The 25055-nt window shown below is 64.3% G+C and carries 12 protein-coding genes; 5 read left to right on the forward strand and 7 right to left on the reverse strand.

Annotation, left to right across the window (positions count from 1 at the left end):
• Window positions 1-148: 148 nt before the first annotated feature.
• The 7 genes from ACO550_RS29060 to ACO550_RS29090 all read right to left on the reverse strand — a co-directional run bounded on the left by ACO550_RS29060 (window position 149) and on the right by ACO550_RS29090 (window position 16858).
• Window positions 149-8398 carry a hemagglutinin repeat-containing protein gene (locus tag ACO550_RS29060; protein WP_315595665.1) on the reverse strand — a complete coding sequence of 2750 codons (8250 nt, stop codon included), beginning with the start codon at window positions 8396-8398 and terminating at the stop codon, window positions 149-151.
• 11 nt (window positions 8399-8409) lie between these two features.
• Window positions 8410-10203 (reverse strand): ShlB/FhaC/HecB family hemolysin secretion/activation protein, encoded by a 1794-nt coding sequence (locus ACO550_RS29065; RefSeq protein ID WP_315595664.1) that lies wholly within the window; start codon window positions 10201-10203, stop codon window positions 8410-8412.
• Between the two features lie 348 nt (window positions 10204-10551).
• Window positions 10552-11520 carry a tripartite tricarboxylate transporter substrate-binding protein gene (locus tag ACO550_RS29070; RefSeq protein ID WP_315595663.1) on the reverse strand — a complete coding sequence of 323 codons (969 nt, stop codon included), beginning with the start codon at window positions 11518-11520 and terminating at the stop codon, window positions 10552-10554.
• 130 nt (window positions 11521-11650) lie between these two features.
• Window positions 11651-13048, reverse strand: coding sequence for an efflux transporter outer membrane subunit (locus tag ACO550_RS29075; RefSeq protein WP_315595662.1), 1398 nt, complete (start codon window positions 13046-13048; stop codon window positions 11651-11653).
• Complete coding sequence (locus tag ACO550_RS29080) at window positions 13045-14199, reverse strand: HlyD family secretion protein (RefSeq protein WP_315595661.1); 1155 nt, start codon at window positions 14197-14199, stop codon at window positions 13045-13047. The genes ACO550_RS29075 and ACO550_RS29080 overlap by 4 nt, the downstream gene beginning before the upstream one ends.
• Window positions 14200-14225: 26 nt before the next feature.
• Window positions 14226-15860, reverse strand: a complete 1635-nt coding sequence (locus tag ACO550_RS29085; RefSeq protein WP_315595660.1) for an MFS transporter — start codon at window positions 15858-15860, stop codon at window positions 14226-14228.
• Between the two features lie 68 nt (window positions 15861-15928).
• A complete protein-coding gene (locus ACO550_RS29090; protein ID WP_315595659.1) occupies window positions 15929-16858 on the reverse strand; it encodes a LysR substrate-binding domain-containing protein in 930 nt (309 codons plus the stop codon).
• Window positions 16859-17001: 143 nt separating this feature from the next.
• On the opposite strand from ACO550_RS29090, the gene ACO550_RS29095 reads away from it, so the two are divergent.
• The 5 genes from ACO550_RS29095 (at window position 17002) to ACO550_RS29115 (ending at window position 25038) form a co-directional block, all read left to right on the forward strand.
• Window positions 17002-18174 (forward strand): CoA transferase, encoded by a 1173-nt coding sequence (locus ACO550_RS29095; protein ID WP_315595658.1) that lies wholly within the window; start codon window positions 17002-17004, stop codon window positions 18172-18174.
• A 9-nt stretch (window positions 18175-18183) separates the two neighbouring features.
• Window positions 18184-19041, forward strand: a complete 858-nt coding sequence (locus tag ACO550_RS29100; protein WP_315595657.1) for an aldolase/citrate lyase family protein — start codon at window positions 18184-18186, stop codon at window positions 19039-19041.
• Window positions 19042-19375: 334 nt separating this feature from the next.
• Window positions 19376-20692 (forward strand): TolC family protein, encoded by a 1317-nt coding sequence (locus tag ACO550_RS29105; RefSeq protein ID WP_315595668.1) that lies wholly within the window; start codon window positions 19376-19378, stop codon window positions 20690-20692.
• A 1-nt stretch (window position 20693) separates the two neighbouring features.
• The gene (locus ACO550_RS29110) at window positions 20694-21896 is read left to right on the forward strand and encodes an efflux RND transporter periplasmic adaptor subunit (protein WP_315595656.1); all 1203 of its coding nucleotides are present in this window, start codon (window positions 20694-20696) and stop codon (window positions 21894-21896) included.
• Window positions 21897-21909: 13 nt separating this feature from the next.
• Entirely contained in the window at window positions 21910-25038 is a 3129-nt protein-coding gene (locus tag ACO550_RS29115) for a CusA/CzcA family heavy metal efflux RND transporter (RefSeq protein ID WP_315595655.1), read from the forward strand.
• Window positions 25039-25055 lie beyond the last annotated feature (17 nt).

Genomic DNA, 25055 nt, shown 5'->3' on the forward strand with positions numbered 1-25055 from the left:
CGTCGATCGTGATTTTCCACCTATCGACCTGTCTGAGGAAATTAGACCACCACAGGGAGACCACCACAGGCATATCAAAAGCGGCCGGTTTGCTCCCCGCGACGCGGGCGAGGGGAGGCCACCACGGGCATATCAACCACCTGCTGGTTTACTTTTGCCCCGACGTAATAGTCACGCCCTGGCCGCCATTCAACGATGTCTTCTGCGACGTTGTCGAACTCTGGACATCGACACCCACGTTGGCCACGCCGCTGCCCTTCTGCTGCGCGTAGGGGTCACGCGGTTTCGTGCCAGTAGTCCCCCCCGTGCCGCCGGTGCCAGTAGTCCCGGTCTTCTTCGTCGGCGCGGTCAGGCTCGAACCCGACCCCGCAGCAGACACACTCACATCGGTCGAACTCGACGTACTGACCGCATCCTTCTGTGTCACGGCGCCGCCGGCGGCCACGCCGATGCTGCCATTGGCGTTGGCCTGGGTGCCTTCCAGCGTGGTATTCCCACCCGACGACAGCTTGATATTGCCGCCGCTGCTGATGCTGGCGCCGCTTGCCATATCACTTTGCGAGTTCTGCACGCCCACGCCAAGCTCGGCTTCGCCACTGCGCTCGTTCATGGTCTTGCCGCCGGTCTTCTGGCCGTTCGCGCCTTTGGTGCCGCCAACATTCTCCTTCTTGCCACCCGAAGCCGCCGCGCTGACGTCCACCGTGGTGGACTGGCTGCTCTGCTTGTCGTGGGCGGCATTGAACGTGAGGTTGCCACCAGCGGCCACGCTGACATCGCTGCCGCTGGCCAGTGACGTACCGGTGAACGTCGCATCGCCGCCGCTCTTGATCGTCAGCGGACCGCTGCCGCTGGCAATGCTGCCGGCCACATCGGTATTGCCGCTGCTCGATGCCTTGCCGACACCCACGCCAACACTGGCGCCGCCTTCGCCCTTGCCGGCTGTCACGCCCACTTCCACGCCCACGCTCTGGCTGCTGGAACTGCTGGTGTTCTTTGCCGCATCGAACGTCAGGTTGCCGCCCGTGGTCACGCTTGCGGCACCGCCGGCCGCCAGGTTGGTGCCCTCCAGGCGCGTGTCGCCCTTGGTGTTGATCGACAGGTTGCCGCCGGCGTTGATGCCACCGACCACCGCATTGCTGCTGCTGTCGCTGGACTTGTCGCCCTGGTAATTGACCCCCACGCTGGCGCTCTTGTTGACGATGTCGACGTCTACCTTGCCGCCCGCACTGGTGCTGTTGCTGGTGCTGCTCGAGGTATTGGCGGCGGCACGGTAGTCAAGCGAACCCGCATTGAGCGTCACATCCTTGCCGGCGCTGATCGTCGTGCCTTCGAGCGTGGTGGCATTGGTCGACGTGCTGGTCACGTTGCCGCCGACCTTGATGTTCGAGACCACGGCATTGCTGGTGTTCGATGTCGACGACGCATCGTCATGCTGGTAGCTGGCCGTAATGCCTGCACCTGCCGAGGTCTCGGTCTTGGCAGGCTTGCCGGCGCCAGGACCCGCGGAAGCATCGGCCGATACGCCAGCCGATGCTTCCGCGTACGCACCGACCTTGGCCGTGTCGGTGGCGCTGCTCGACGAGCTGTACGTGGTATTGGCGGCGGCCTGGCTCGTGATCGTTTGTGCCGATTGCGTAAGGTTGCCCCCAGCGGTGATCTGGGTGCCGACGTCGTTGATGCTGTGGGTTGCCGTACGTGTGATATTGCCGCCAGCCGAGATGCCCGACGTCACCGCGGTAGTCGATCCGTCGACATTGCTCGTACGCGTATTCGATCCGTACAGCCCCACTTCACCGCGCGCGGAAGCCTCGGCGGACGCGCCGGCCTTCGCGCCAAGCCCAACGCCGGCGCCAGCCTGTGCTTCCGCGCTGGCATTGCCGCTGGCATAGAAGCCCGCAGTGGTCGTGCTGCTGCTGGAGCGCGTTTCGTGCACGTCGTCGACCGCCTTGAAGCTCATGTCGCGGGCGTCGAGGTTCATGTTGCCACCCGATGCCAGTTGCGAGCCTTCCAGTGTCAGGTTGTTGGTGGCCTTCACATCGAGGTTGCCCCCGGCACTGATCGACGAGCCCTGGTGGGTGGTATCGAGCGTCGACGTGGTGCTGGTGCTGTGCTGCACGAGGTCGAGATGGTTCTCCGAGTTTGCCGACGCGCTTGCCGATGCATTGGCGGCCGCGTTCGGATTGCCCTTGCCGGCTGCCGCGTTCGCGCTGGCACTGGCTTCTGCCTCGGCCTTGTTCGTGCTGCTGGCCATCAGGCCTACCGACGTGCTCGTGGTGGTGGTGGTCGAGGTCTTCTTGTCTTCGGCAGCCAGCAGGTTCACGTTCTGTGCATTGACCGTGGCATTGCCGCCGGCCTTGACGTTCGATCCCTGAAGGTTGACATCTTGCGTGGCATTGATCGTGACATTGCCACCGAAGTTGACGTTCGAGCCCACATGGCGCAGGTCGGTGGTATCGGTCTGCGTCTTCGTGGTGCTGCTGAATGCCAGGCCCGCCGATCCGGTGCCGGTCGCTTCCGCCGATGCGCCCGCCGCCGCCGCTGCGCTGCCGCGGCCGGAAGATGCCGATGCCGATGCCTCCGCACCCGACGATCGGCTACCGGCCGCGCTGACCTGCATGATGCCCGAACGTTCGGTGGTGGTATGCGTTTCGTCGTAGTTACGACCTGCGAGGACATTGACGTTGGTGGCGTTGACCGTGCCATTGCCCTTCACGTCAACGTTCGAGCCCTGGATCGTCACATCGTTCTTCGCCGTGACGTTCGCATTGCCACCGACTTCCAGATTGCTGCCAACGTTGCGCACCGAAGTGGAATCGGTGCTTACCTTGGTTGACCCATACAGCGAATTGTTCTGGCCAAAGCCGTTCGATTCGCTGGTGGTCCTGGTCGTGGTGGTGTTCTCACGTGCGACGATGTTGACGTTATTGCCGGCGTTCAGGTCGGCATTGCCCCCCACCCTGGCATCGGTACCGGCCAGCGTGATGTCGTTGCCGGCCTGGGCATTCAGGTTGCCGCCAACGGTCAGGCCGGACTTCACCTGCTGCACCGTGGTGGTGGTCGTGGTGGTGATGCCCTTGTTGCCGTCAGGGCCGATATTGCTGCCGGTGGTGTTGGTGTTGCGATTCTCGATCGTGTCGAATGTCACGTTGCCGCCGGCCTTGAGGCTGGCATCGGTGCCGGCGCTCATCGTCGCGCCCAGGTTCGTGATGTCCTTTTTCGCGTCGAGCGACAGGGACCCGGTTGATTCGATCGAGCCGGTCTTGCCAACCGTGGTCTGGTAGAACTGGTCCGTACCGTTACCGGTGCTGAACGTCTTGTTGACGATGCTGCCCGTCGTGGACGTCAGGCTCACGTCGCCACCCTTGATGACACCCGACGTATTGGTGATATCGCCGGTCGAGGTGACCACCAGCGACTTGCCGCCAAGGATCGTGCCGCCTGTGTTGTTCAGCGAGGCCAGGTTCAGGCTGGCGTCCTGCGCGGAGATCACGGCGCCGCTGTTGATGCTGGCCTTGGTACTCTGCGACAGGTAGACCACCGGTGCCAACACGGTCTTGCCGTCCACCACGGTCTGCACCATCCAGACGATGTCCTGCTTCAGGTTGGCTTGCTGCTCGGGCGTCAGGGCCTTGCCGAATTCCAGGCCCATGCTCTTGCCTTGCGACGCGGCATTGTCGAACAGCGCCTGCATCTGTGCGTCGCCGTTCTGGTAGGTGGCCAGCAGCACATTGCCGGTCTGCGCAATCAGTTGTTGTTTGACCAGGTAATTCTCATAGCTGGCGTCGCCAAGGCGCAGGCCGATCTCGTCGGTGCTGTAGCCCAGCATTTTGGTCAGGTAGTCCGAACCATAGGTAGCCGTGCCACTCATGTAGAGCGGGTTGGTTTCCACCAGATACTTGGCACCTGGTTCCTTCGCAATCACGAAGAAGCCGTTCGGATTGGTCGGCAGCGGAATATTGATGCCCCCGAACGAGGTGCCGCTGACGCCGTTGGCTGCATTGCCGGCGACCAGCGAGGTGCCTCCCGCAGCGCCCACGCCACCACTCTGGTTCGTCAGGCTACCGGTGCCCACCGCACCTGGCGTGGGGGTCTGCCTGGTGCCCGTACTGGTCGGCTTCGAGGTGCCGGCACGACTGCTGTTGTCGGCGCCATTCGTGACGGCGCCGTTGTTGTTAAGCGTGAAGCCGCTGCCGGTCAGCAGTACGGTATGGATGCCAGCGTTCAGTGCATTGTTGTAGGTGCTGGAGTAGCTCGTGCTGTAGCCGTTGTAGCGGCAGCCCTCGTCATACTTGCTGTTGGCATCGCCCTTGTTGCTGCACAGATGCCAGTCGTAGATCTCGATACCACCGGCCGGGCCGGCTTCCTTGCGCGTCTCGGTGTAGTACTGGGTGTAGTTGCGCGTTTCGAGTGCGAGGCTGTCGTTTGTGAACGTCGCGCCAGACAGTACGAAGCCATGGCCGCGGTCATCCCAGATGCCTTGCGCCTTGTAGGCATTGCCATTGGTCTGGGCGCTGTCGGCGGAGAAGCCCTGCATCGTGACCGACTGACCGCCCCAGAGAATGCCGCCCAGGTTCTTGCCTTCGTGGAAAGCCAGCTTCAGGGCCGTGGCGGCCAGGATCTGCGGAGCATGGCCCGGCGTGCCACCGGTGTAGTACTGCGAAACGGTCCACGTGGTCTTGAAGTCGCGGAATTCGTCGAGATTGCCGCCGTCACCGCCATCGTCGTACCCGGAACCGTCGCGTGCCGTGGCATGCGTGCTGTCCGCACCCCACGCGCGCGTATCACCACCGGGTACTTCATTGCGCAGCGTAGCTGCGACGATGTCGATGCCGGCGTTGCTGACGATGTCGTAGTTGTTGACCAGCGTGTTGGCGCGCAGGGTCATCTGGCCGCCCGAACTGATCGTGCTGGTGTTCGTCAGCGTGCCGTTGGCCGTGATATCAAGCTTGCTGCCGGCGTAGATCGTCCCGTTGTTGGTGATGTTGCCAGCGCTGGCATCGGGTGTGGCGGTGGTCAGGTCGAGCTGGCCGGCACTTGTCTTGAGCGACAGGTCACGCAATGCCGCAATGCCGCCGGTGCCAGAGTTGGTGATGTGCTGGGCAACCACATCGAGGTCGGACTTCGAATACAACAGGCCGTTATTGGTGAACGCGCTGTTGACCGTGACCGTGCCCTTGCCCGCACCGTCCATCGCGGCCACGATACGTGCGGTACTGCTGCTGTCGCCGGCCAGCGTCAGCGTGGTGGCGGTCAGGTTCAGGTTGCCATTGGCCGCCAGTACGGCATCCTTGGCAAGGCTGACCGTATTCATGTCGATATCGACAGTCTTGCCCGTGACCGTCTTGCCTTGCTGGATCGACAGCGTGGTGCCAGTCTTGCCGGTGGCCTTGTCGATATGCAGTGCATTGCCGGCCTGTACCGTGCCGTTGATCGTGGCGGTGTAGTCGTTACTGCCGCTTGCGCCGATATTGAGGTCGCCGCCAGTCAGGATGTCGCCGGTCGAGGTCAGGCCCGAGGCGCCGACGCCCAGTGTTATCGCACCGAACGATTGCAGGGTGCCCCGGTTGTCGATCTGCGCGGCGGCAAGAGAACCCGCGCCGGTCGCGGCCGTCGCCAGCGTGGTGACGCCAGTGGACTGGTTCAGGAATACCCCGGTCAGCGTGATCGAGCTCGTGGTGCTGCTGCCACCCTGCACGATGCCGCTGTTGTCCATGCTGGCGACGTTGAAATTAAGGCGGTCGCCGAGCAGTTTGCCGGATGTGGCATTGGTCAGTGCCGCACCCGTACCGGCGATGCCGAGCGTGCCGATGGCCTGTACCGTACCGCTGTTATCCAGCGCAGTGCCGCTTCCAAGCACCAGTGACAGGTCGCGGCCGGTACGTAGCGCGGCGTTTCGTGCATTGACCAGTTTTGCGACGGTCAGCGTGGCATCTTCCGCGGCCTGCAGGAATCCATTGTTGGTCAGCGTGCCGGTGGTGGTCAGCGTGGTGATGCCGCCAGATTGCAGTGAAAGCAGCCACGTGCCGCTGTTGTCGATGGTGCCCGCCGTAACGGTGCTGCCCGCCTTGGCCTGGATGACACCGCTGGCCGCGTCCACGCCATTGCTGGTGTTCGTGATCGAGGCAGCCTGGATTGCCATTGTGCCGTTCGAGACCAATGCGCCCGTATTGTCGATGGCCTCCGTGGCGCCACCATGCTGATCGGCGATATCGAGTTTCTGACTGGCCTGCAGCGTACCGGTGCTGTTGTTCCGCAGCGTGCCGTCCACGCGCAAGGTTGCCGTGCCATTGTCGGCGCTGACCAGGCCGTCGTTGGTCAGTCCCGCCGCCGCGGTCAGTGTCACGTTGTCGGCGCGCAGCGTGGCGAGCGACTGATTGGCGATGTTGCCACCAGCGTTCACCCTGAGCGCCTGACCCGCCTGGGCAATGGCGCCGGCCTGGTTGGTGACGTTGCCCGTGGTATCGATGGCCAGCGTGCCATTGGCCAGCAATGTGCGTGAATTGCTGACGTCCCGCGCGGCAAGCGTTGCGTTGCCCTTGGACTGAAGCGTGCCGCTGTTGGTCAGGTTTCCACTCAGCGCCACAGTGTCGCTGGCGCTAGCCTGTTGCGACAACAGCATGGCGCCGGCGTTGTCGAGGCTGGTGCCCTCGATCGTGCTGCCGGTGTTGGCCTGTACCCAGCCGCTCGCGGTGTTCTGGATGGCGCCGGCTTTCATGGCCAGTGCACCATCAGACAGCAAGTCGCCGCTGTTGGTCACGGCTTGTGTGCCCGTGCCGTTGCGGTCGGCAATGTCGAGTGTAGTGGCAGCGTGCACGGTGCCGCTATTGGCGATCGTGCCGTCCACGCGCAGCGTGGTGCTGCCCTTGTCGGCGGTGACTACGCCCGCATTGTCCAGCCCCTGCGCGGCATTCAGGCTGACGTTGCCGTTCAGGCTCTGCAGGCCCTGGTCGGCATCCTTTGCGGTAACGAGCTTGCCCACGGTGGTCAACAGCAGGTCGCCACTGGCCTGCAGCGCTGCCACGCCGAGGTTCATGTCACCCGAGGTGGTGCTGGCAGCCAACGCGCCCGACGACTGGAAGCGCGTAGCCGCGCCGATGGTCAGGCTGCCGAACTGGCCTTGCCAGTTACCGGCAGCGGTCCAGCGTGTGCCAGTGACGTTGGCTGCGCCACCAATCGCCAGGCCCAGCGTGCCACCTGCGGTGCGCAGATTGTTGTTGTCGAGCGTGGCCGATGTGGCGTTGTCGATCAGCGATGCGGCATTGACGGCCAGATCGCCGGCCGCCACGATGGCGCCGCCCGCGAGGTTGGCGCCGCCCTGCGTGGCGTTCAGCGTGGTATTGCGGCCCGACGTGATGCTGGCATTGGCGAGTGCCAGTGCCGTGGCGTCGTTGCTGGTGCTGGCCACCAGAACATCGCGTTGCGCGGAGATGCGGTTCTGCAGCTCGATGCGGCCCGCCGCCGACAGCGTGAAATCGTCGGCCGATGCCGCGGCGTCGCCGAGCATGCGTACCCCGACGCCGGCTTCGGTGGCGGTCAGGCGAATGCGGTTGGCATACATGCCGCCCAGTGCCGAGCTGTCGATCGCATACGCGGGCGCGGCACCCGCACCCGGCACCGTGCCTGTGACCGAGCGGCTCGCGTAGTCGTAGCGATTGGTGCCCGCCGTGATCGACAGGTCCTGTGCGTTGATCGTGCCGTCGAGCTTCACGGTGCGGGCTACCAGGTCCAGCATCTGCTGGGCCGTGGCATTGAGGCCGTTGCCGTTGATCAGGATGTCGCCCTGGTTGACCGTGAAGCCGCCCAGCGAACCGTTGGCGTTCAGGTACGGCGTGCCGGTGGTCAGCGTGACACGATCGGTGTTGATGAAGCCGCAGCCCGAGCACGTGATGCCATACGGGTTAGCCAGGATCACATCGGCGCGGCCGCCGAGCACTTCGGTAAAGCCCGCCAGCGTACTGCGGTTGTTGGATACCACTTCATTGAGAATCACCTTGGCGGTGTTCGTCATGTTGAAGTTGGCGGTGACCTGTCCGGCCAGTTGCGACTGGTAGGCAATCTGTGCGGATGTGGTGTTGTTCAGCACCACGCCCTTGTCGTTGACGTTGTAGCTGTTGTAACGGTTGTGCGACAGGCCAGCCGCATTGGCCGTGTCGATGTTGACCACGGTGGTGCCATTGGGCGCCACATAGGCATTGGTCTTGCCGCTGCCGTTCGCCACCGATACCGATTGCGCCAGCAGCGCGTGCGGCATGGTCGCCGCGACCAGGCCGCCGGTAATCAATGCCGCGCGGGCAGCGCGCCGTTCGCTCTTGCTCTTGCCGTGGCCGCGGGCCGTTTCGGCGACTGCTGTCCACGTGGCTGTGGCGGCATTCCAGATGACGCGATAGATGTGGTTCATGGCGGCAGACCTCAGATCGAAGCGGACAGGCGCAGGCTGAACAGCGTGCCTTCGCGGAATTGGGAGGAGGGCGCGCGCACGGCGCGCGAAGCGAAGGCGTCGACGCTGACGGTCTTCCAGAACAGGCCCACGCCGAGCGTGGCGCCGGAGAGCGAACCGGACGGCACCCCGGCCGCGCGGTTGGTCACGTTGCCCCAGTCGAAGCCCGCATAGACACGGCCGGCGATATTGCCGGCCGCTTCGGTGGCGAACTGCCACGGCAGGCCCAGTTCGGTGCGCATGTAGTAGCCGTTGTCGCCCGCCAGCGTGTAATTCTGGAAGCCGCGCACCGATGAAGGGCCACCGATCAGGATCTGTTGCGTGCCATAGAGCGTGTCGTTGGCAGCCTGGCCACTGAACTGCGTGGAGAACGTCAGTCCCGTGCCGCCGATATTGAAGCGCCGGTTGTAGCCAAGATCCAGCGTGAACTTGTTGAACTGGGCGTGCGGCAGGTCGCGCGGCAGGTCGGGCGAATCATGCAGTGCACCCAGCAGCGACAGGCCTTGCACCATGGCCAGGCGACCGTTGAAGATGCCGCCGTAGGCTTGCGTGAACGCATTGACGCCGACATCCAGGAATGTCAGCGTACGGCTGCTGACCTGCAGGAACTCGCCACCCAGCCAGTTCTTGCTTTCCTGCGTGGTCAACCGTGCGGACAGTGCCACGCGGCTGGCCTGGTCGCGGAAGATCACGCGATCCCCACCCACGCTCCAGGTGTCAGTCTTGCCGGTGGCCTTTAGCGTGGTGCCGCTGGGCAGCGAGAGTGTGTTGGTGTAGTTGCTCTGGCTGTAGTCCACCATGAAGGTGTTGTAGCCGTAGGGCAACTGCGCGTGCACGGCCGTGGAATCGGACTTGTGCCCGCCGCTGGCCGGGAACACCGACTGCCGGCGCGTCACCGCGAACAGTTCGTTCAGGCCCAGCAGGCTGTCCAGCGTGACCGTGGCCGACGCCGCATTGCGGCCCGTGGCCGCGGTACCCAGGTTGTCGTAGGAGCCATAGAGGTGCACCGGGAAGCTCGAGGCATTCTGCACGGCTACCACGGTCTGACCCGGCTGGCTGCCTGGGCGCAGGTCGAGTCGCGCGTTGTTCGAGGCCAGCGTGTTGATCTGGTCAATGCCCTGTTCCAGGTCGCGCAGGTTCAGTGCGTCGCCCGGATTGCCGGGAAATGCACCGTGCGGCCAGATTGCACCGTTGCGGCCGCCCTCGATCTCGTAGCGTTCGATACGGCCTTCCACCACGGTGATTTCCAGCTTGCCGGTGCGCAGGTCCTGCGCGGGCAGGTAGGCGCGCGTGGTAATGAAGCCACGGTCGATAAAGCTCTTGGTCAGCAGCGCCAGAATGGCTTCAAGGTCGCTGGCCGAGAGGCAGCGGCCAGCGTGGTCGCGCGTAATCTCATGACGCAGGTAGTCAGGCACGCGCTGCGTATCGCCCTTGATCTCGATCTCGCGAATGTCGCGGCACACCACGCCGATATCGGGTACCTGTACCTGCGGCTTTACCGTGTCGAGGTTGGTGCCGCCCGGTGGCGGCAGCGCGCGCAACGCGCGTTCCTGATCCTCGCGCAAGCGGTCGCGCTGCTGGCTTTCGATGATCTGGCTCTGGCGGTCCAGCACGGCGGCCGGGTTGGTCTGGCCCCATGCGGTGCCGTGGAAAGTTGCCAGCATGGCCATCGCGATGCTGCCCAGCGCGGGCAATGGACGAACAAAGCCTTGGCGCAGGCGCGCGCCAGCAACGCTGCTCCCCCGCAGCGAGTGTGCTGTAAACATATTGAGGTGTTTCCCGTTTCCCGTTGGACAGCGCGCTGATGCGCGTCTTGTCGTGCAATGTCTTATGCGACTTCTTATGCGACTTTTTTATGCGCCGTTTGTGCGATGTTCCGTGCGTTGATTCGCCCGGATTGGCTCTTGCACACGCGTCTGTACTGAATTCGGTGCGGATGGTAACAAGACCTAAAGTTTTGTTGACACGCACCGACGGGAATTTTTCAGATTTGCTGCTTTTGCGACAACCGCTGTCATTTGATCTGATGACACGCGTTTCGCCAAAACGACAATGCCGCAATCACGGCACTGCGTGATTGCGGCATTAAGGGTTTTGTGATTAAGGGATTGGTCTCAGTCCACCTGCGCGCCCGACTGCTTGACGATCTTCGCCCACTTGTCGATATCAGTGCGCAGCATGCCCGCGAATTGCTGCGGCGTGGCACTCAGTACCTCGGCGCCTTGCGCCGCGAGCTTGTCGCGCAGCGCCTTGTCGGCCAGTGCTGCCTGCAGTGTGGTGGACAGCTTCTGCACGACTTCCTTTGGCGTACCGCGCACCGCGAACAGGCCCACCCAGAGGTCGCCGCTGTAGCCGGGCACGGTCTCGCCGATCGACGGCACGTCCGGTGCGAACGGCGATCGCTTGGCTGAGCTCACACCGAGCGCGCGCACCTTGCCCGCCTTGATATGGGACAGCACCGAAGGCAGGCTTGCAAACGCAATTGGCACCTGATTGCCAAGCACGTCGTTCAACGCGGGGGCCACGCCTTTATATGGCACGTGTTCGAGCTTGATGCCGGCCATGCTGTTCAGCATCTCGCCGAGCAGGTGGTTCAGCGTGCCGTTGCCGGCCGACGCAAAGCGGTAGTAGTCGGGCTTGGCCTTGGCCATCGCAATCAGTTCAGCCATCGATTTGGCGGGGAATGCCGGGTTCACGACCAGCACGTTCGGCACGGTGGCGACTGGCGAGATCGGCTCGAAGTCCTTGACCGGATCAAACGGAATGCTGCGATAGAGCGACGGATTGATCGCCTGAGTGCTGCTGATGGTCATCAGCAGCGTGTAGCCATCGGGCGTGGCGCGCGCGGCGGCCTGCGTACCGATATTGCCGCCAGCGCCGGGACGGTTCTCCACCACCACCTGCTGGCCCAGTCGTTGCGACAGGTCGGCGGCTACCAGCCGCGCGACGATATCGTTGGTGCCGCCCGGTGCCTGCGGCACGATCATCTGGATGGGGCGGGACGGCCAGGTGTCGGCGTGTACGTGGCCGATGGCGGCAAAGGCCAGGGCCACGCCGGCCAGCGCGCGGAAGCTGCGAAGCATGTAGTCTCCTGTTCATGCGGCACGGCGGGTGGTGTGTTCATCCGTCCGGGCATGCTTTTCTTGGGGGCCACTCTAGCCGAGCCACGCGCGCCAGAGAAATTCAATCGGTGACTAGTACCATAAGGTTTTCTTATCGGGCAGGCCCGGCCGTAGCTCCAGCTTCTGCCTGCCATCCGCCCCCCATGGCCTGGTATAGCGCCACGCTGGCGTTGAGGCGGTCCGCATGGGCCTGGATCAGGTTCAGCTCGGCGCTGAACAGTTGCCGTTGCGCGTCGAGCTGTTCCAGATAGGGCGAGTAGCCGGCGCGATAGCGGTTCGTGGCATGGCGCAGGGCGGCGGCCAGTGCGTCGCGTTGCTCGCGCAGCCGTGCTTCCTGTTCACCAAGCTTTTGCACCGCAGCGAGATTGTCGTTGACCTCGCGAAACGCGTTCAGCGCCACGCGCCGGTAGGTATAGGCCGCTTCATCGCGTTGCGCGGCCGCCGCGTCGGCTCCCGCGACGATACGGCCGCCCTCGAACAGCGGGGCCAGCACGCTGCCGCCGAGTGTCCAGATGCGCACGGGATTGGCGAGTCCGGTGGCATAGACCAGTCCGCCGGAAGCCGTCAATGGAATGCTCGGCAGATAGGCCTTGCGCGCGGCGGACAGGCGCGCATCGGTGGCTGCCAGCGTGTACTCGGCCTGGGCGATATCGGGGCGGCGCCGCAGCAGGTCGGACGGCAGGCCGGCCGGCACCGGGGGCTGCTGCAGCGCCTGCAATGGCAAGCCGCGCGTGATACCGGATGCATCGCCGTTGCCGATCAGCACGCCAAGCGCGTTTTCCTGTCGCGCTACCGCCAGCTCGGCTTGCGGTACTGCCTGGGCGGTGGATTCATACTCGGCACGCGCCTGCTCATATTCAAGTTGCGAGGTGTAGCCCGCGCGTGCGCGATCGCGCGCCAGGCGCAGTGCATCGGCACGAGAGGTCAGCGTTTGCCGCACCACGTCGAGCTGGGCATCGAGCGCGCGCAGCGTGATATAGCCGCGCGCCGCTGCGGCCGAGACTGACAAAGTGGTGGTGTCGCGCGCGGCTTCGCTGGCCAGCAGGTTGCTACGCGCGGCACCCACCGCATCACGGATGCGGCCGAACAGGTCTACCTCGTACGATGCATCGAACACCAGTTGTCCGGTGTTGGCGGTACCTGCCTGGCCAAAGGCATTGATCGCGCGTGCCCGGGTGCCGCCGGCGGTGAAGTCGAGTGTCGGGAACAGTTCGGCCCGTGCAATACGTGCCTGGGCATCGGCCTGCCGCACGCGGGTGATGGCGATCGCGATATCGTCGTTCTGTGCCAGGGCCTGGCCCACCAGCCCGCTTAGCGCGGGGTCGCCATAAGCGAGCCACCAGTCGCGCTCGATGGCGACGCCAGGGCCGGGGTCCACACGCCATGCAAGCGGCGGTGTCATGGCTTCGGGCATCGGTGGCCGTGGCCCCATGCAGCCGGCGAGCGCCACGGCCAGGACAATGAGCGGAAGAGGGCGTGCCGGTTTCATCGCGCTGGCGGCCGGCCACTGCTGGTATCGACTTCGGCCTGTACCGACATGCCGGGGCGCAGGCGTTCCGCCATTGGCTGGTCCGGATCGATCGCGATACGCACCGAGATCCGTTGCGCCACCTTGACGAAGTTGCCGGTCGCGTTGTCCGCGACGATGACCGCGAACTCAGACCCCGCGGCCGGCGCCAGCCGCTCGACCGTGCCCGTCAGACGCGCGTTGTCCAGCGCATCGACGCGGAAACTGGCCTTCTGTCCCGGCGCCATGTGCGCGGTCTGCGCTTCCTTGTAGTTGGCGATGACCCAGCGTTGCGGCGGTACCAGGAACATCAGTTGCGTGCCCGATGTCACGTACTGGCCGAGCCGTGCGCCAATCTGGCTAAGGCGGCCGTCCTGCGGCGCGCTCACCACGGTGTTCGACAGGTCGATCTCGGCCAGCTGCAAGGCGGCACGTGCCTGTTCCACGGCAGCCTTGAGGCCATCGCGGCTTACCAGTACGGCGCGAACGTCCTGCCGGGCGATTTCCACGGCGGCACGTGATTGCTCGACCGCGGCTTCGGCCTGGCGTAGTGCGGCACGCGTCTGGTCGCGCTCGCGCAGCGACACGGAGCCATCGGCCACCAGTTCATCCACACGCTTCATGTCGGCCTGCGCGCGCAGCAGCTGCGCCTTGGCGTTGTCGGCGTTGGCGACCTGCGATGTTACCGTGGCTTCGCGTGCGCGCTGGGTCTGGTCGGCATTGGCCAGGTTGGCGACTTGCGTGTCCAGCGATGCGCGCGCCTGTTCCACGCGTTGCCGGTAGATGCGGTCATCGATGCGCAGCAACACGGCCCCGGTCTTTACCAGGTCGAAGTCGTGCACGGGAACGTCTGTCACATAACCGCTGACCTGCGGACTGATGATCGTGGTCTGGCCGCGCACATAGGCGTTGTCGGTGCTCTGGATCGATGGCGTGAACGGCGGCAGGCCCCAGGCATAGAGGATGATCAGCACGCTCAGCAGCGCCACCGTGACAATCAGCACGGTCAAGCGCAGCGAACCGCGCGGCGGCGCCCAGCCCTTCGGCGCGGTCTGGACCTCGACCGGGTCTTCGAGCCGTTCGGGCTTGTCACCGGGCGGTGGTGCGGGGTTGCGATCTGACGCGTCGCTCAAGATCTGGTCTCCAGGGAGGGATCGGCTTAGGGCTTGGGTTTGTCTTTGTCAGCCACGTGGCCCGGCACGACCTTGCCCAGGTACAGTGCCAGCAACCACACGAAAGTGACTGTCGAAAGAATCCCGATCAGCAGGAACACATCGTTGAACGCCAGCACGTTGGCTTCGCGTGTGATCTGCTGCGCAAGCGCGATGGCACCTTCGGCCTGGCGTAGCACCGAGTCGCCAAGCACGCGGTTGTAGACATTGCCAAGCAACTGGATGCGTGCCGCGTCAAGCGGATCGCTCAGGGTGATGCCTTGCACCAGTGCGTGCGAATGGATTTTCTCGCGCCAGGTCTGGAACGTGCCAAGCAGGGCCGATCCGGCCAGGCCACCGAGCGACTGCGTAATGCTGAACAGCGCCGAGAAACTGACAAAGTGGCTCATGCCGCGTTGCAGGGCACTGCCCATGCCGATCAGCAGCGTGGGTCCCAGGAAGAATACCGCCGCGAACGCGATCAGCGATTGCGTGAAGTACATGTTCTGCGGCCGGGTCAGGTTGGTGGAGCCGGCGTCGATGAATGCGCCAATCGCAATCAGGATCAGCGAGATGCGGATCGGACGCCCCAGGTTCTGCGGGTTCAGCGTCAACGCGCTGCAGGCAATGCCGGCCACCGTGGCAATCGACACGACGATGTACAGCGAGATCAGCTGGTCATTGCCCATGCCCAGCGATGTCAGCAGGCCCACCGCACCATACGGTTGTTCGGACAGCAGCATCCGCACCGAGGTGGCCACCACCGCAAAGCGGATGATGGCCATGCTGCCCAGCCAGCGCGTGTTGAGCAGCGGATTGACGCGGTTATGCTCGATCCATAGCGCGGCGGCAATCAGGATCACTGCGCCGCATAGCGCATAGCCCAGCCATGGTGCTTCGGTCCACCACAGGATGCGGCCCTGCCCGAGCACCGCGCATAGCAGTGCCATGCCCGGCGCGAACAGTGCAAAGGTAACGAAGTCGAGCGGTTCGAACGCCTTGATGCGCTCGCTGGGTGGCAGGGGCAGCAGCCCCACGGCTACCAGCGACAGCAGCGACATGCCGAATTCAAACTGGTACAGCGTCTGCCAGTTGCCGGCTTCGAGCATGCCCGTCGAGAACGTGCGCGCCAGCGGCGTGGCCAGTTGCGGCACGCCGAAGCCGATCACCACCGCACGCATGCGGTGCCGCGCGGGCAGCGACTGGATGATGTAGTAGAGCGCCAGCGTGGACATGCCACTGGCGGCGATGCCGTTGGCGGCGCGTGCCAGCAGCGCGGTGCCAAACGAATGCGTGAGCAGGTGCGCGGCGGTGACTACCGCATAGGACAGCAGGAAGACCTTGGTGAAGCGCTGCAGCCCGTATTGCTGGCGAAACTTGATCACCAGCATCGACATGCAGACATTGGTCATCACGTACACCGTGGACAACCATGCGGCTTCGTCGCTATACAGGCCGAACACGCCCTGGATGTTGTTGAGGTTCGCAACCACCAGCGCATTGCCGAATCCGCCGGTCAGCCCGATCAGCACGCCCACGCAAAAATAGGCCACGCGCCGCGGCGTAGGATGGTCCGGCGTGGCAGGCGACCCTGGGATCGACGGCCGTTCATGCGGCTTGAACTCGTAGCTGGCAGTTGCCATGGCTGACTGGGTAGACGACGAACGACGGCGATTTGGCGATGATGCGGTATGTGCCCGCGCGTTGCAAGTTATGCTGCGCCGACGGCCGCCAGCGACCCCCCCTCCGCAATCCGCTCGTTCACGATCTCCCTCAATGTCTCGGCCACCGCCTCCGCTGCATTCGAGCGCGGTAGCGCGCGCGGCCAGCATAGCGACAGTGTGCGGCGCAGTTCCGGCAGGATGCGCCGGCGCGGCACGGCGGCATCGTCTGCATCGAGCGAAGAGGCCGGCAGGATCGTGCAGGCCAGCCCCTCTCGTGCGGAGGCCAGCAGGAATGGCAGTGAATCGAGGTCTGCCACCACATTCAGCGCGATGCCCGCCTTGGCAAAGCTACGCTCCACCACCTCGCGCAGGCCCTGTGAGCCACTGGGCAATACCAGCGGCATGCCGTCGAGCGACTTGAGCGCAATGGTATCGGCGCTCCTGATACGAGATGCGGGCCCGGGCGGCGTGCCGATCAGGTACAGCGGCTCGCTGGCCAGCGGTTCGGGCTCCACCACGCGCGACGGGGTGTCGCGAAACAAGATCGCAAAGTCGAGCCGGTTCTGGTTCAGCAACTCCGAGATATAGCCGCTCATGCTCTCGAACAGCTGTAGCCGCACCTGCGGATAGCGTTGCCGCACCGCACGCACCAGGGCCATGCCGAACGCGGCGGCCGCCGTGGTGGGCAGGCCAATGGCCACGGTGCCCGAGACCTCGGCGCCCGCCACGCGCACATCGGCCCCGGCAATCTCCACCTGGCGCAGGATATTGCGCACGTGCCGGTAGAGCGTCTTGCCGGCCTCGGTGGGGCGCACGCCCTTGGCGCTGCGGTGCAGCAGCGGCACGCCGAACTCGTCTTCCAGCGCGGCCAGTTGCTGGGACAGGGCAGGCTGGGCAACGCACACCACTTCCGCCGCGCGGGTCAGGCTGCCGTGGTCGACAATCGCCACGAAGTAGCGCATGGCTCGAATGTCCATGGGTTGTGGATCCTTACAAGTTCACAAGGTCAATGGGGTTGGCCTATTGATTCTACTTATGGCGCCTTCGGCAATCCCTATTTCACATGGCGCGGGCGGACGGGTAGATTGGCCCCATTGCACAACCCGCCCCGCACATTGCCATGTCCAGACCTCTCGAAGGCATTACCGTACTCTCGCTCGAACAGGCGATTGCCGCGCCGTTCTGCACCCGCCAGTTGGCCGACCTGGGTGCCCGTGTCATCAAGATCGAACGTCCAGGGCCCGGCGATTTCGCACGGGCGTATGACGGACGGGTGCGTGGACTGTCCTCGCACTTCGTCTGGACCAACCGTTCGAAGGAAAGCCTGACGCTCGACGTCAAGGCGCCGGGCGCCGCACCGGTGCTGGCCGCGCTGCTGGAAAAGACCGATGTGCTGGTGCAGAACCTGGCGCCGGGCGCCGCGGCCCGCCTGGGGTTGGACTATGACACGCTGTCGCAACGTTATCCGCGCCTGATCGTCTGCGATATCTCGGGCTATGGCGGCGATGGCCCCTATCGCGACAAGAAAGCCTATGACCTGCTGGTACAGAGTGAGTCGGGCTTTGTCTCGGTGACCGGCACGCCGGACGACGGCGTCAAGGCCGGGGCGTCGGTGGCCGATATCGCGGCGGGCATGTACGCCTACAGCAATGTGCTGGCTGCCCTGATCGAACGCGGCCAGACCGGGCGCGGCAAGCGCATTGACGTGTCGATGCTGGAATCGATGGTCGAATGGATGAGCTTTCCGATGTACTACGCGTTCGAGGGCGCCGAGCCGCCGCCGCGCGCCGGAGCGGCGCACGCCACGATCTACCCTTATGGCCCGTTCCCGACCGGCGACGGCAAGACTGTGATGCTGGGCCTGCAGAACGAGCGTGAATGGGCCGTGTTCTGCAAAGTGGTGCTGCAGGAACCTGAGCTGACCACCCATGCGGCCTTTGCCACCAACAGCCTGCGCAGTGCGAACCGCGTGCAATTGCGTGCACGAATCGTCGAGGCTTTCGGGCGCCTGACCGCGGACGAGGTGGTGCAGCGGCTGGAAGAGGCAAAGATCGCCAACGCCAACGTCAATACCATGGCCGACGTCTGGAAACATCCGCAACTGGCCGCGCGCGAGCGCTGGCGCCAGGTGGATACGCCCGCCGGTCCGATCCCTGCCTTGTTGCCCCCGGGCATGGAAGATGCTCGCATGGACCCGGTGCCGGCGGTCGGCCAGCACACCGATGCAATCCTGGCCGAGGCCGGTTGCACCGCCAGCCAGATCGCCACCCTGCACGCCGACGGTGTGGTCTGAGGGCAGGTCATGACAGTTGCCACCACCTCGCCCCCCGCCAAGTCCGTACGTGCGCCGCGCAGCTACCTGTTTGTGCCGGCGTCGCGGCCGGAACGTATCGGCAAGGCCATCGCGGCCGGCGCCGATGCGGTAATCGTCGATCTTGAAGATGCCGTCGCGCCCGACGCCAAGGCCGCCGCGCGCAGCGGCTTGAGCGCACCGTGGCGTGATCTGCAAGCGCAGGCCGATGCTGCGGGTGTGGTATTGCTTTTGCGCGTGAACGGCGCCGATACGAATTATTTCGCCGACGATATCGATTTTTGCCGCGCGCAGGCAGTGCGGGAAATCGTATTGCCGAAGGCCGACGTTGCGTCGCTGGCGGCGTTGCGCGCGGCGCTGCCAAACCTGCCGTGCCATGCATTGCTGGAAACCGCCGCCGGATTCGCGGATCTGCGCGACGTAGCTCGCACCGCAGGCGTGACACGGCTGCTGTTTGGCAGTATCGACCTGATGTTCGACCTCGATGTCAGCGATGACGATGTGCCGCTACATGCCTTCCGTAGCGACCTGGTGCTCCATTCGCGTGCGGCGGGCCTGCCTGCGCCGGTGGATGGCGTGTGCACCGCGATTGGCGATGCCGATGCGCTGGCCGCCGATACGGCGCGCGGGCGCCGCTTCGGCTTTGGCGCCAAACTTCTGATCCATCCCAGCCAGGTAAGCGGCGTGCATGCAGCGCTGGCGCCGACCGAAGAGGAGCTGGGGTGGGCGAAACGCGTGGTGGAGCAGGCCGCCGCGGCTCAAGGCGCTGCCATCGCGGTGGATGGCAAGATGGTCGATCGCCCGGTACTGGAACGTGCGCAACGCATTATCTCGGTCGCCGTCCATTAACGTTTTATTAAGATCTGGCGGCTTGGCTAATTAAGGCATGCCGGCGCCAATCGGTGTTTTCCCTGACCGGTTGGTTCGGCGCACATGCCGATATTTATCGTCGGATGTAAGCCATTTGTAATCAGGTTGCGGTGAAATGCACGTCGGAGATCGTGCGCAGTCACTATTGGCGAATGGTAAGGAGGTTTCCGGGTAAAACAGAACGATAAAAGTCACTTACCCGGTGCACCATTCGACTGGCACGGTCGTTTACTTCAGACCGAAGTCGAATCGAGCCAGACTGATCGTGCATTTTCCTGTTTCCCGTGCCGTCGCGGCAACCTTGCTTGCCCTGATGGCCAGCGCTGGCCATGCCGCCAGCGAGCCGATGCCGCCCGACGGCCCCTGCGTGCCGCCGCCGGCCAAGGCCACCCTGACCCTTTCGCAAGCGCGGCTGGATGCGCTACGGTGCAATCGCGACATCATCGCCGCGCGCCGTAGTGAAGAGGCCAGCCAGGCCGATATCCAGATTGCGTCCCAGCGGCCCAACCCGGTGTTGAGCCTTGGGGTTGCCAATATCAACCCGCACCTGGGCGTGGGCGCAGGCAACTGGCGCAGCAAGACCGTGGATTCCACGGTGCGCGTCGACCAGGTCATCGAGACCGCCAACAAGGGCAATCTGCGCACTGATGCCGCGCGCAAGGCCAGTGCGGCCGTCGGCGAGCAGGTCCAGGCCGTGGTGGCGCAGCAACTGGGCGCCGTGGACCAGGCCTGGTATGAGGCCGTGGTCAGCCAGACGCGGGTGGAAGTGCTGACCGAAACCGTCGGCCTCTATGCCAAAACGCAGCAGGCCAACGAAACGCGCCTGAAAGCTGGCGACGTGTCGCGTGCCGATGTGACCAAGCTCCAGTTGGAGACGCTGCGCGCGCAAAACGACCTGCGTGCCGCCATCGCCGACCACGCCAGCGACAAGGCCGGCCTCGCGGCGGCCATGGGTGTGCCGGGCACGCTGATGGACAACCGGCTGATGCCGGACTGGCCGGCCCTGGACGCAGCGGTGCCCCAGTTCGACCCGGAAATCCTGCAACGCCGTCCGGACGTGACCGCGGCCGAAGCCCGCCTGGCCGCCGCCGCATCGTCACGCGACCTGGCTCGCGCTGGCCGCGTGCCCGATGTGACAGTGGGTGCACAATACGAGCACTATCCCGTTTCCGAGGCCAATACCACGGGCAGCGGCAACAGCTATGGCGTGTTCGTGTCGATCCCGCTGTTCGTGCGGCACAGCTTCGGTGGTGAAGCACGCCGCGCCGAAGTGGACTACTACGCCGCGCTAGATGACCGCAACCGCATCCTGCTTGAAGCCCAGAACGATGTGGGCCGTTTGCGTGCCCAACTGGACGCTGCACGCGCATCGCTGCAACAGATGCGCGAATCCGTATTGCCGGCCGCCGAAAGCGTGGCCAACAGCGCCGAGTTCGCCTATACCAAGGGCGCCAGCGGCGTGCTGGATCTGCTCGACGCGCGCCGCGCGCTGCGCCAGACCCGCGTCGATGCCGTGGAGGCGCAGGGCAATTACGCCAAGGCGCTGTCGGCCTATCTGACGTCGCTGCAAGCCACCAATTCCGATATCAACAAGCTTCCCCAGGTTCGTACCGATGCGTCGCGTCCTTAATATGTCTCTTTCCAGCGATTTTCGTCTGACCCGCGCCGGTGCCGTGCGGATGGCCGCCGTGGTGTCGCTGTGCGCATTGGCGCTGGCCGGCTGTGGCAAGAAGGAAGTCCCGGAGAACGATGACGATCCGAAGATCACCGGGCAGGTGATCACGTATCCGGCCAGCGTGAAGGTGCTGCCAGGTATCGTCGGCCAAACGGTGCAGAGTGGCGGCGACCGCATGCTGAGCATGCCTGGCCGCCTGGTCTGGAACGAAGATCGCACCGTGCGCGTAGCTACGCCGTTTGCCGGCCGCGTGATGGAAGTCCTGGCCCAGCCGGGTGCCACGGTGAAGGCCGGCCAGCCGCTGGCCATGCTGACGTCGCCCGATTTCGGCGTGGCCCAGGCCGATGCGCGCAAGGCCGCGGCCGATAGCGCCGTCGCGGCCAAGTCGCTGGCTCGCCAGCGCGAGCTGTACCAGGCGGGCATCATTGCCCAGAAGGATATGGACCAGGCCCAGGCCGACAACGCGCGTGCCGCCGCCGACCTGGCGCGCACGCAGGCCGCGCTGCGCATGTACGGCGCCGCCGGCGGCGATGCGGTGAACCAGCGCTTTGCGCTGCGCAGCCCGATCGAAGGCCTGGTGGTCGAGCGCAATATCAACCAGGGCATGGAAGTGCGCCCGGACCAGCAACCCAATGCGCCGTTGTTCCTGATTACCGATCCGAGCACGCTGTGGGCGCAGCTCGATGCCGCCGAGGCTGACCTTGGCCTGTTCAAGCCCGGCATCAATGTGCAACTTAGCAGTGCCGCCTATCCCGGCGAAACGTTCACGGGCACCGTGGTCAAGATTGCCGACTATGTCGATCCGTCCTCGCGCAGCGTGAAGGTACGCCTGGCCGTGGCCAACGCTGACCGGCGCCTGAAGGCCGAGATGTTCGTGACGGCCAAGGTACGGGCGGCATCGTTCCAGGGCATCTCGGTACCGTCCAAGGCGGTATTCCTGGCCGACAACAAGAACTATGTATTCGTGCGCACCTCGACCACGCCAAACGTGTTCGAACGCCGCGAGATCAAGGTCGGCGTCACGTTGCCGGGTACCACCGAGGTCGTATCGGGCCTGAAGGCCGGCGAGGTGGTGATTACCGACGGCAATCTCTACCTGCAGGACATCCTGCGCGATGCCACCGCGGTGAATGCCGTGCGTGCGGCTGCCAAGCAATAAGGACGGCAGCCTCATGATTTCACGTATCGTCAATTTTGCGCTGCACCAGAAGCTGTTCGTCTGGCTCGGCCTGGTCATCTTTGTCGCGGGCGGCCTGGCCGCCTTCAAGAACCTGCCGATCGAGGCCTTCCCGGATGTCTCGGACATCCAGGTCAACATCATTACGTTGTACCCGGGCCGGGCCGCCGAAGAGGTAGAACGGCAGGTCACGATTCCGATCGAAACGGCCCTGGCCGGTACGCCGAATTCAGTGCGCGTGTTCTCGCACACGCAGTTCGGCCTGTCGTTCATGATGGTGACCTTCAATGACAAGGCCACCGACATCACCGCACGCCAGCAGATCATCGAGCGGCTGCGCGGCGTGGACCTGCCCGACGGCGTGCAGCCGGAACTGGCGCCGCTATCCACGGCCATTGGCGAGATCTTCCGTTTTCGCCTGACCGGCAAGGGTTATACCCCGCAGGAACTGCGCACGCTGCAGGACTGGGTGGTGGAGAAGAACCTGCGCCAGGTGCCTGGTGTGGCCGATGTGGTGACCATCGGCGGTTCGATCAAGCAGTACGAAGTCAACCCCAACCTTGGCCGCATGCGCGATGCCAAGATCTCGCTGTCGCAACTGTTCACGGCGCTGCAGCGCGGTAATTCCAATGCCGGCGGTGGCGCGGTGGCGCATGGCCGCCAGCAGTACCTGTTGCGTTCGCTGGGCAGCTTCCGTTCGTCTGCCGACATCGCCAATGTGGTGGTGGCCGAGAACAACGGCACGCCGATCCTGGTCAAGGACATTGCCGAGGTGAAGGTCGGCTCCGCGCCGCCGCAGGGCCTGATGGGCCAGGATGACGAGAACGACATCGTCTCGGGCATCGTGGTGATGCGCAAGGGCGAGAACCCGTCCGTGGTGCTGGAGGCGCTCAAGCAGAAGATCGACGTGCTCGATTCGCAGATCCTGCCCAAGGGCGTCAAGATCGTGCCGTACTACGATCGTTCCACGCTGATCGACAAGACACTGCACACGGTATTCGGCAACCTCGTGGAAGGGGCACTGCTGGTGATGGCCGTGCTCTACCTGTTCCTGGCCAATGTGCGCGCCGCGGCAATCGTGGCGCTGGTGATTCCGCTTTCGCTGCTGTCGACATTCATCGGCCTGACCTGGGTGGGCATTCCGGCCAATCTGCTGTCACTGGGCGCGATGGACTTCGGGATCATCGTCGACGGCGCGGTGATCGTCGTCGAGAACATCTTCAAGCGGCTGGGCGAGCTCAAGGAAGCGCAGATCAAGGACAACAAGGCGCGGCTCTATGCAATCCTGCAGGCCACCACCGAGGTGGGCCGTCCGACCGTGTTCTCGATGATCATCATCATCGCAGCGCACATTCCGATCTTCACGCTGCAGCGTCACGAAGGAAAGATCTTCGCGCCGATGGCCTATACGGTGACTGGCGCGCTGATCGGTTCGCTGATCCTGTCGCTGACCGTGGTGCCCTTGCTGTGCCACCTGCTGCTCAAGAAGAACATCGCCCACGAGGACAACTTCGTAGTGCGCCACTGCAAGCGGATCTACGAACCGATGCTGGCCTGGGCGCTGGACAACAAGAAGACCGTGGTGGGCATTGCGCTGGGCATGCTGGTAGCCACGGTGGGTGTGGGCAAGTTCCTGGGCAGCGAGTTCCTGCCCGAACTGGATGAAGGCTCGATGTGGGTGAGTTTCGACCTGCCGGCATCGGTGTCGCTGGACGAGGCGCGCGACCAGGCCCGCCTGCTGCGCGGTGTCATCCGCAAGACGCCCGAGGTGAATACCACGATCTCCAAGGTGGGCCGTCCCGACGACGGTACCGATCCGAAGCTGATCAACACCGTGGAGATCCTGGTCGATCTGAAGAGCGACAAGCAATGGCGCGCTGGTTACGACAAGCGCAAGATCATCGAGGAAATCAACCGCAACCTGCGACAGCTGCCGGGCATCGAACCTAACTTCTCGCAGCCGGTGCGCGACAACATCCTTGAGAGCATTTCGCAGATCAAGGGCCAGATCGTGATCAAGGTGCAGAGCGACAGCCTTGAGCACAACAAGAAGGTGGCCGACCAGATCCTGGCCAATGTGCAGTCGGTCAAGGGCGTGATGCGTGCGTTCATCGACCGCGACGGCGAACTGCCGCAGTACGTGCTGGACTTCGACCGCGCACAGGCGGCCCGCTACGGCATCAACGTGGCCGACGTGCAGGACATGATGGAAAGCGCGCTGGCCGGCAAGGCCGCCACGGAACTGTGGGAGGGTGAAAAGCACTTCAGCGTGGTGGTGCGCCTGAAACCGGGCGAGCGCGAACTGCCGAACCTGCCGAACATCTTCATGCAGACCGCCGATGGCGCGCAGGTGCCGCTGTCGCAACTGGTGACATTCCGTGCCGCTTCGGGCGCGATGAACATCAGCCGCGAGAACGGCCAGCGCACCACGTCGATCGGCATCTTCATCCACGACCGCGACATGGGTAGCGTGGTGAAGGACATGCAGGCGCTGGTCAAGAAGAACGTCAACGCCGAGGATGTAAAGATCGGTTGGTCAGGCGAGTTCGAGAACCAGGAACGCGCAATGGCACGCCTGTCGATCGTGGTACCGCTGTCGGTGCTGCTGATCTTCCTGCTGCTGTTCAACGCGTTCCAGTCGTTCAAGAGCGCGGCGCTGATCATCTCGAACATTCCGTTCGCATTGATCGGTGGCGTGTTCGCGCTGTTCCTGACTGGCATTCCGTTGTCGGTATCGGCGGCGATCGGCTTTATCGCGCTGTTCGGCCAGGCAGTGTTGAACGGTGTGGTGATGGTGACCTACTTCAACCAGTTGCGCGACGAAGGCATGCCGGTACGCCAGGCCGTGCTGACGGGCTCGATGGACCGCCTGCGCACGGTGCTGATGACCGCCATGCTGGCCATGCTGGGCCTGTTCCCGATGGCGATCTCGCGTGCCATCGGCTCGGAAACGCAGCGCCCGCTGGCCATCGTGATCATCGGCGGCCTGATCACGGCCACGCTGCTGACGCTGATCGTACTGCCCACGCTCTACGAATGGATGGTGGGCCGTTCGTGGCCCGATGAAGAGGGCGAGAACGGCAACCACAACCACAACCGGCCGACGGATTCCGTGGTGAGTTGAGTGGAGTCGAGATGAAA

The organism is Cupriavidus sp. (assembly GCF_057315035.1).

Coding starts and splice junctions, on each gene's coding strand:
- ACO550_RS29090 (WP_315595659.1), bottom strand. CDS start 16,858: ATGGACATTCGAGCCATGCGCTACTTCGTGGCGATTGTCGACCACGGC.
- ACO550_RS29110 (WP_315595656.1), top strand. CDS start 20,694: ATGTCTCTTTCCAGCGATTTTCGTCTGACCCGCGCCGGTGCCGTGCGG.
- ACO550_RS29075 (WP_315595662.1), bottom strand. CDS start 13,048: ATGAAACCGGCACGCCCTCTTCCGCTCATTGTCCTGGCCGTGGCGCTC.
- ACO550_RS29115 (WP_315595655.1), top strand. CDS start 21,910: ATGATTTCACGTATCGTCAATTTTGCGCTGCACCAGAAGCTGTTCGTC.
- ACO550_RS29105 (WP_315595668.1), top strand. CDS start 19,376: ATGGCCAGCGCTGGCCATGCCGCCAGCGAGCCGATGCCGCCCGACGGC.
- ACO550_RS29085 (WP_315595660.1), bottom strand. CDS start 15,860: ATGGCAACTGCCAGCTACGAGTTCAAGCCGCATGAACGGCCGTCGATC.
- ACO550_RS29060 (WP_315595665.1), bottom strand. CDS start 8,398: ATGAACCACATCTATCGCGTCATCTGGAATGCCGCCACAGCCACGTGG.
- ACO550_RS29065 (WP_315595664.1), bottom strand. CDS start 10,203: ATGTTTACAGCACACTCGCTGCGGGGGAGCAGCGTTGCTGGCGCGCGC.
- ACO550_RS29095 (WP_315595658.1), top strand. CDS start 17,002: ATGTCCAGACCTCTCGAAGGCATTACCGTACTCTCGCTCGAACAGGCG.
- ACO550_RS29070 (WP_315595663.1), bottom strand. CDS start 11,520: ATGCTTCGCAGCTTCCGCGCGCTGGCCGGCGTGGCCCTGGCCTTTGCC.
- ACO550_RS29100 (WP_315595657.1), top strand. CDS start 18,184: ATGACAGTTGCCACCACCTCGCCCCCCGCCAAGTCCGTACGTGCGCCG.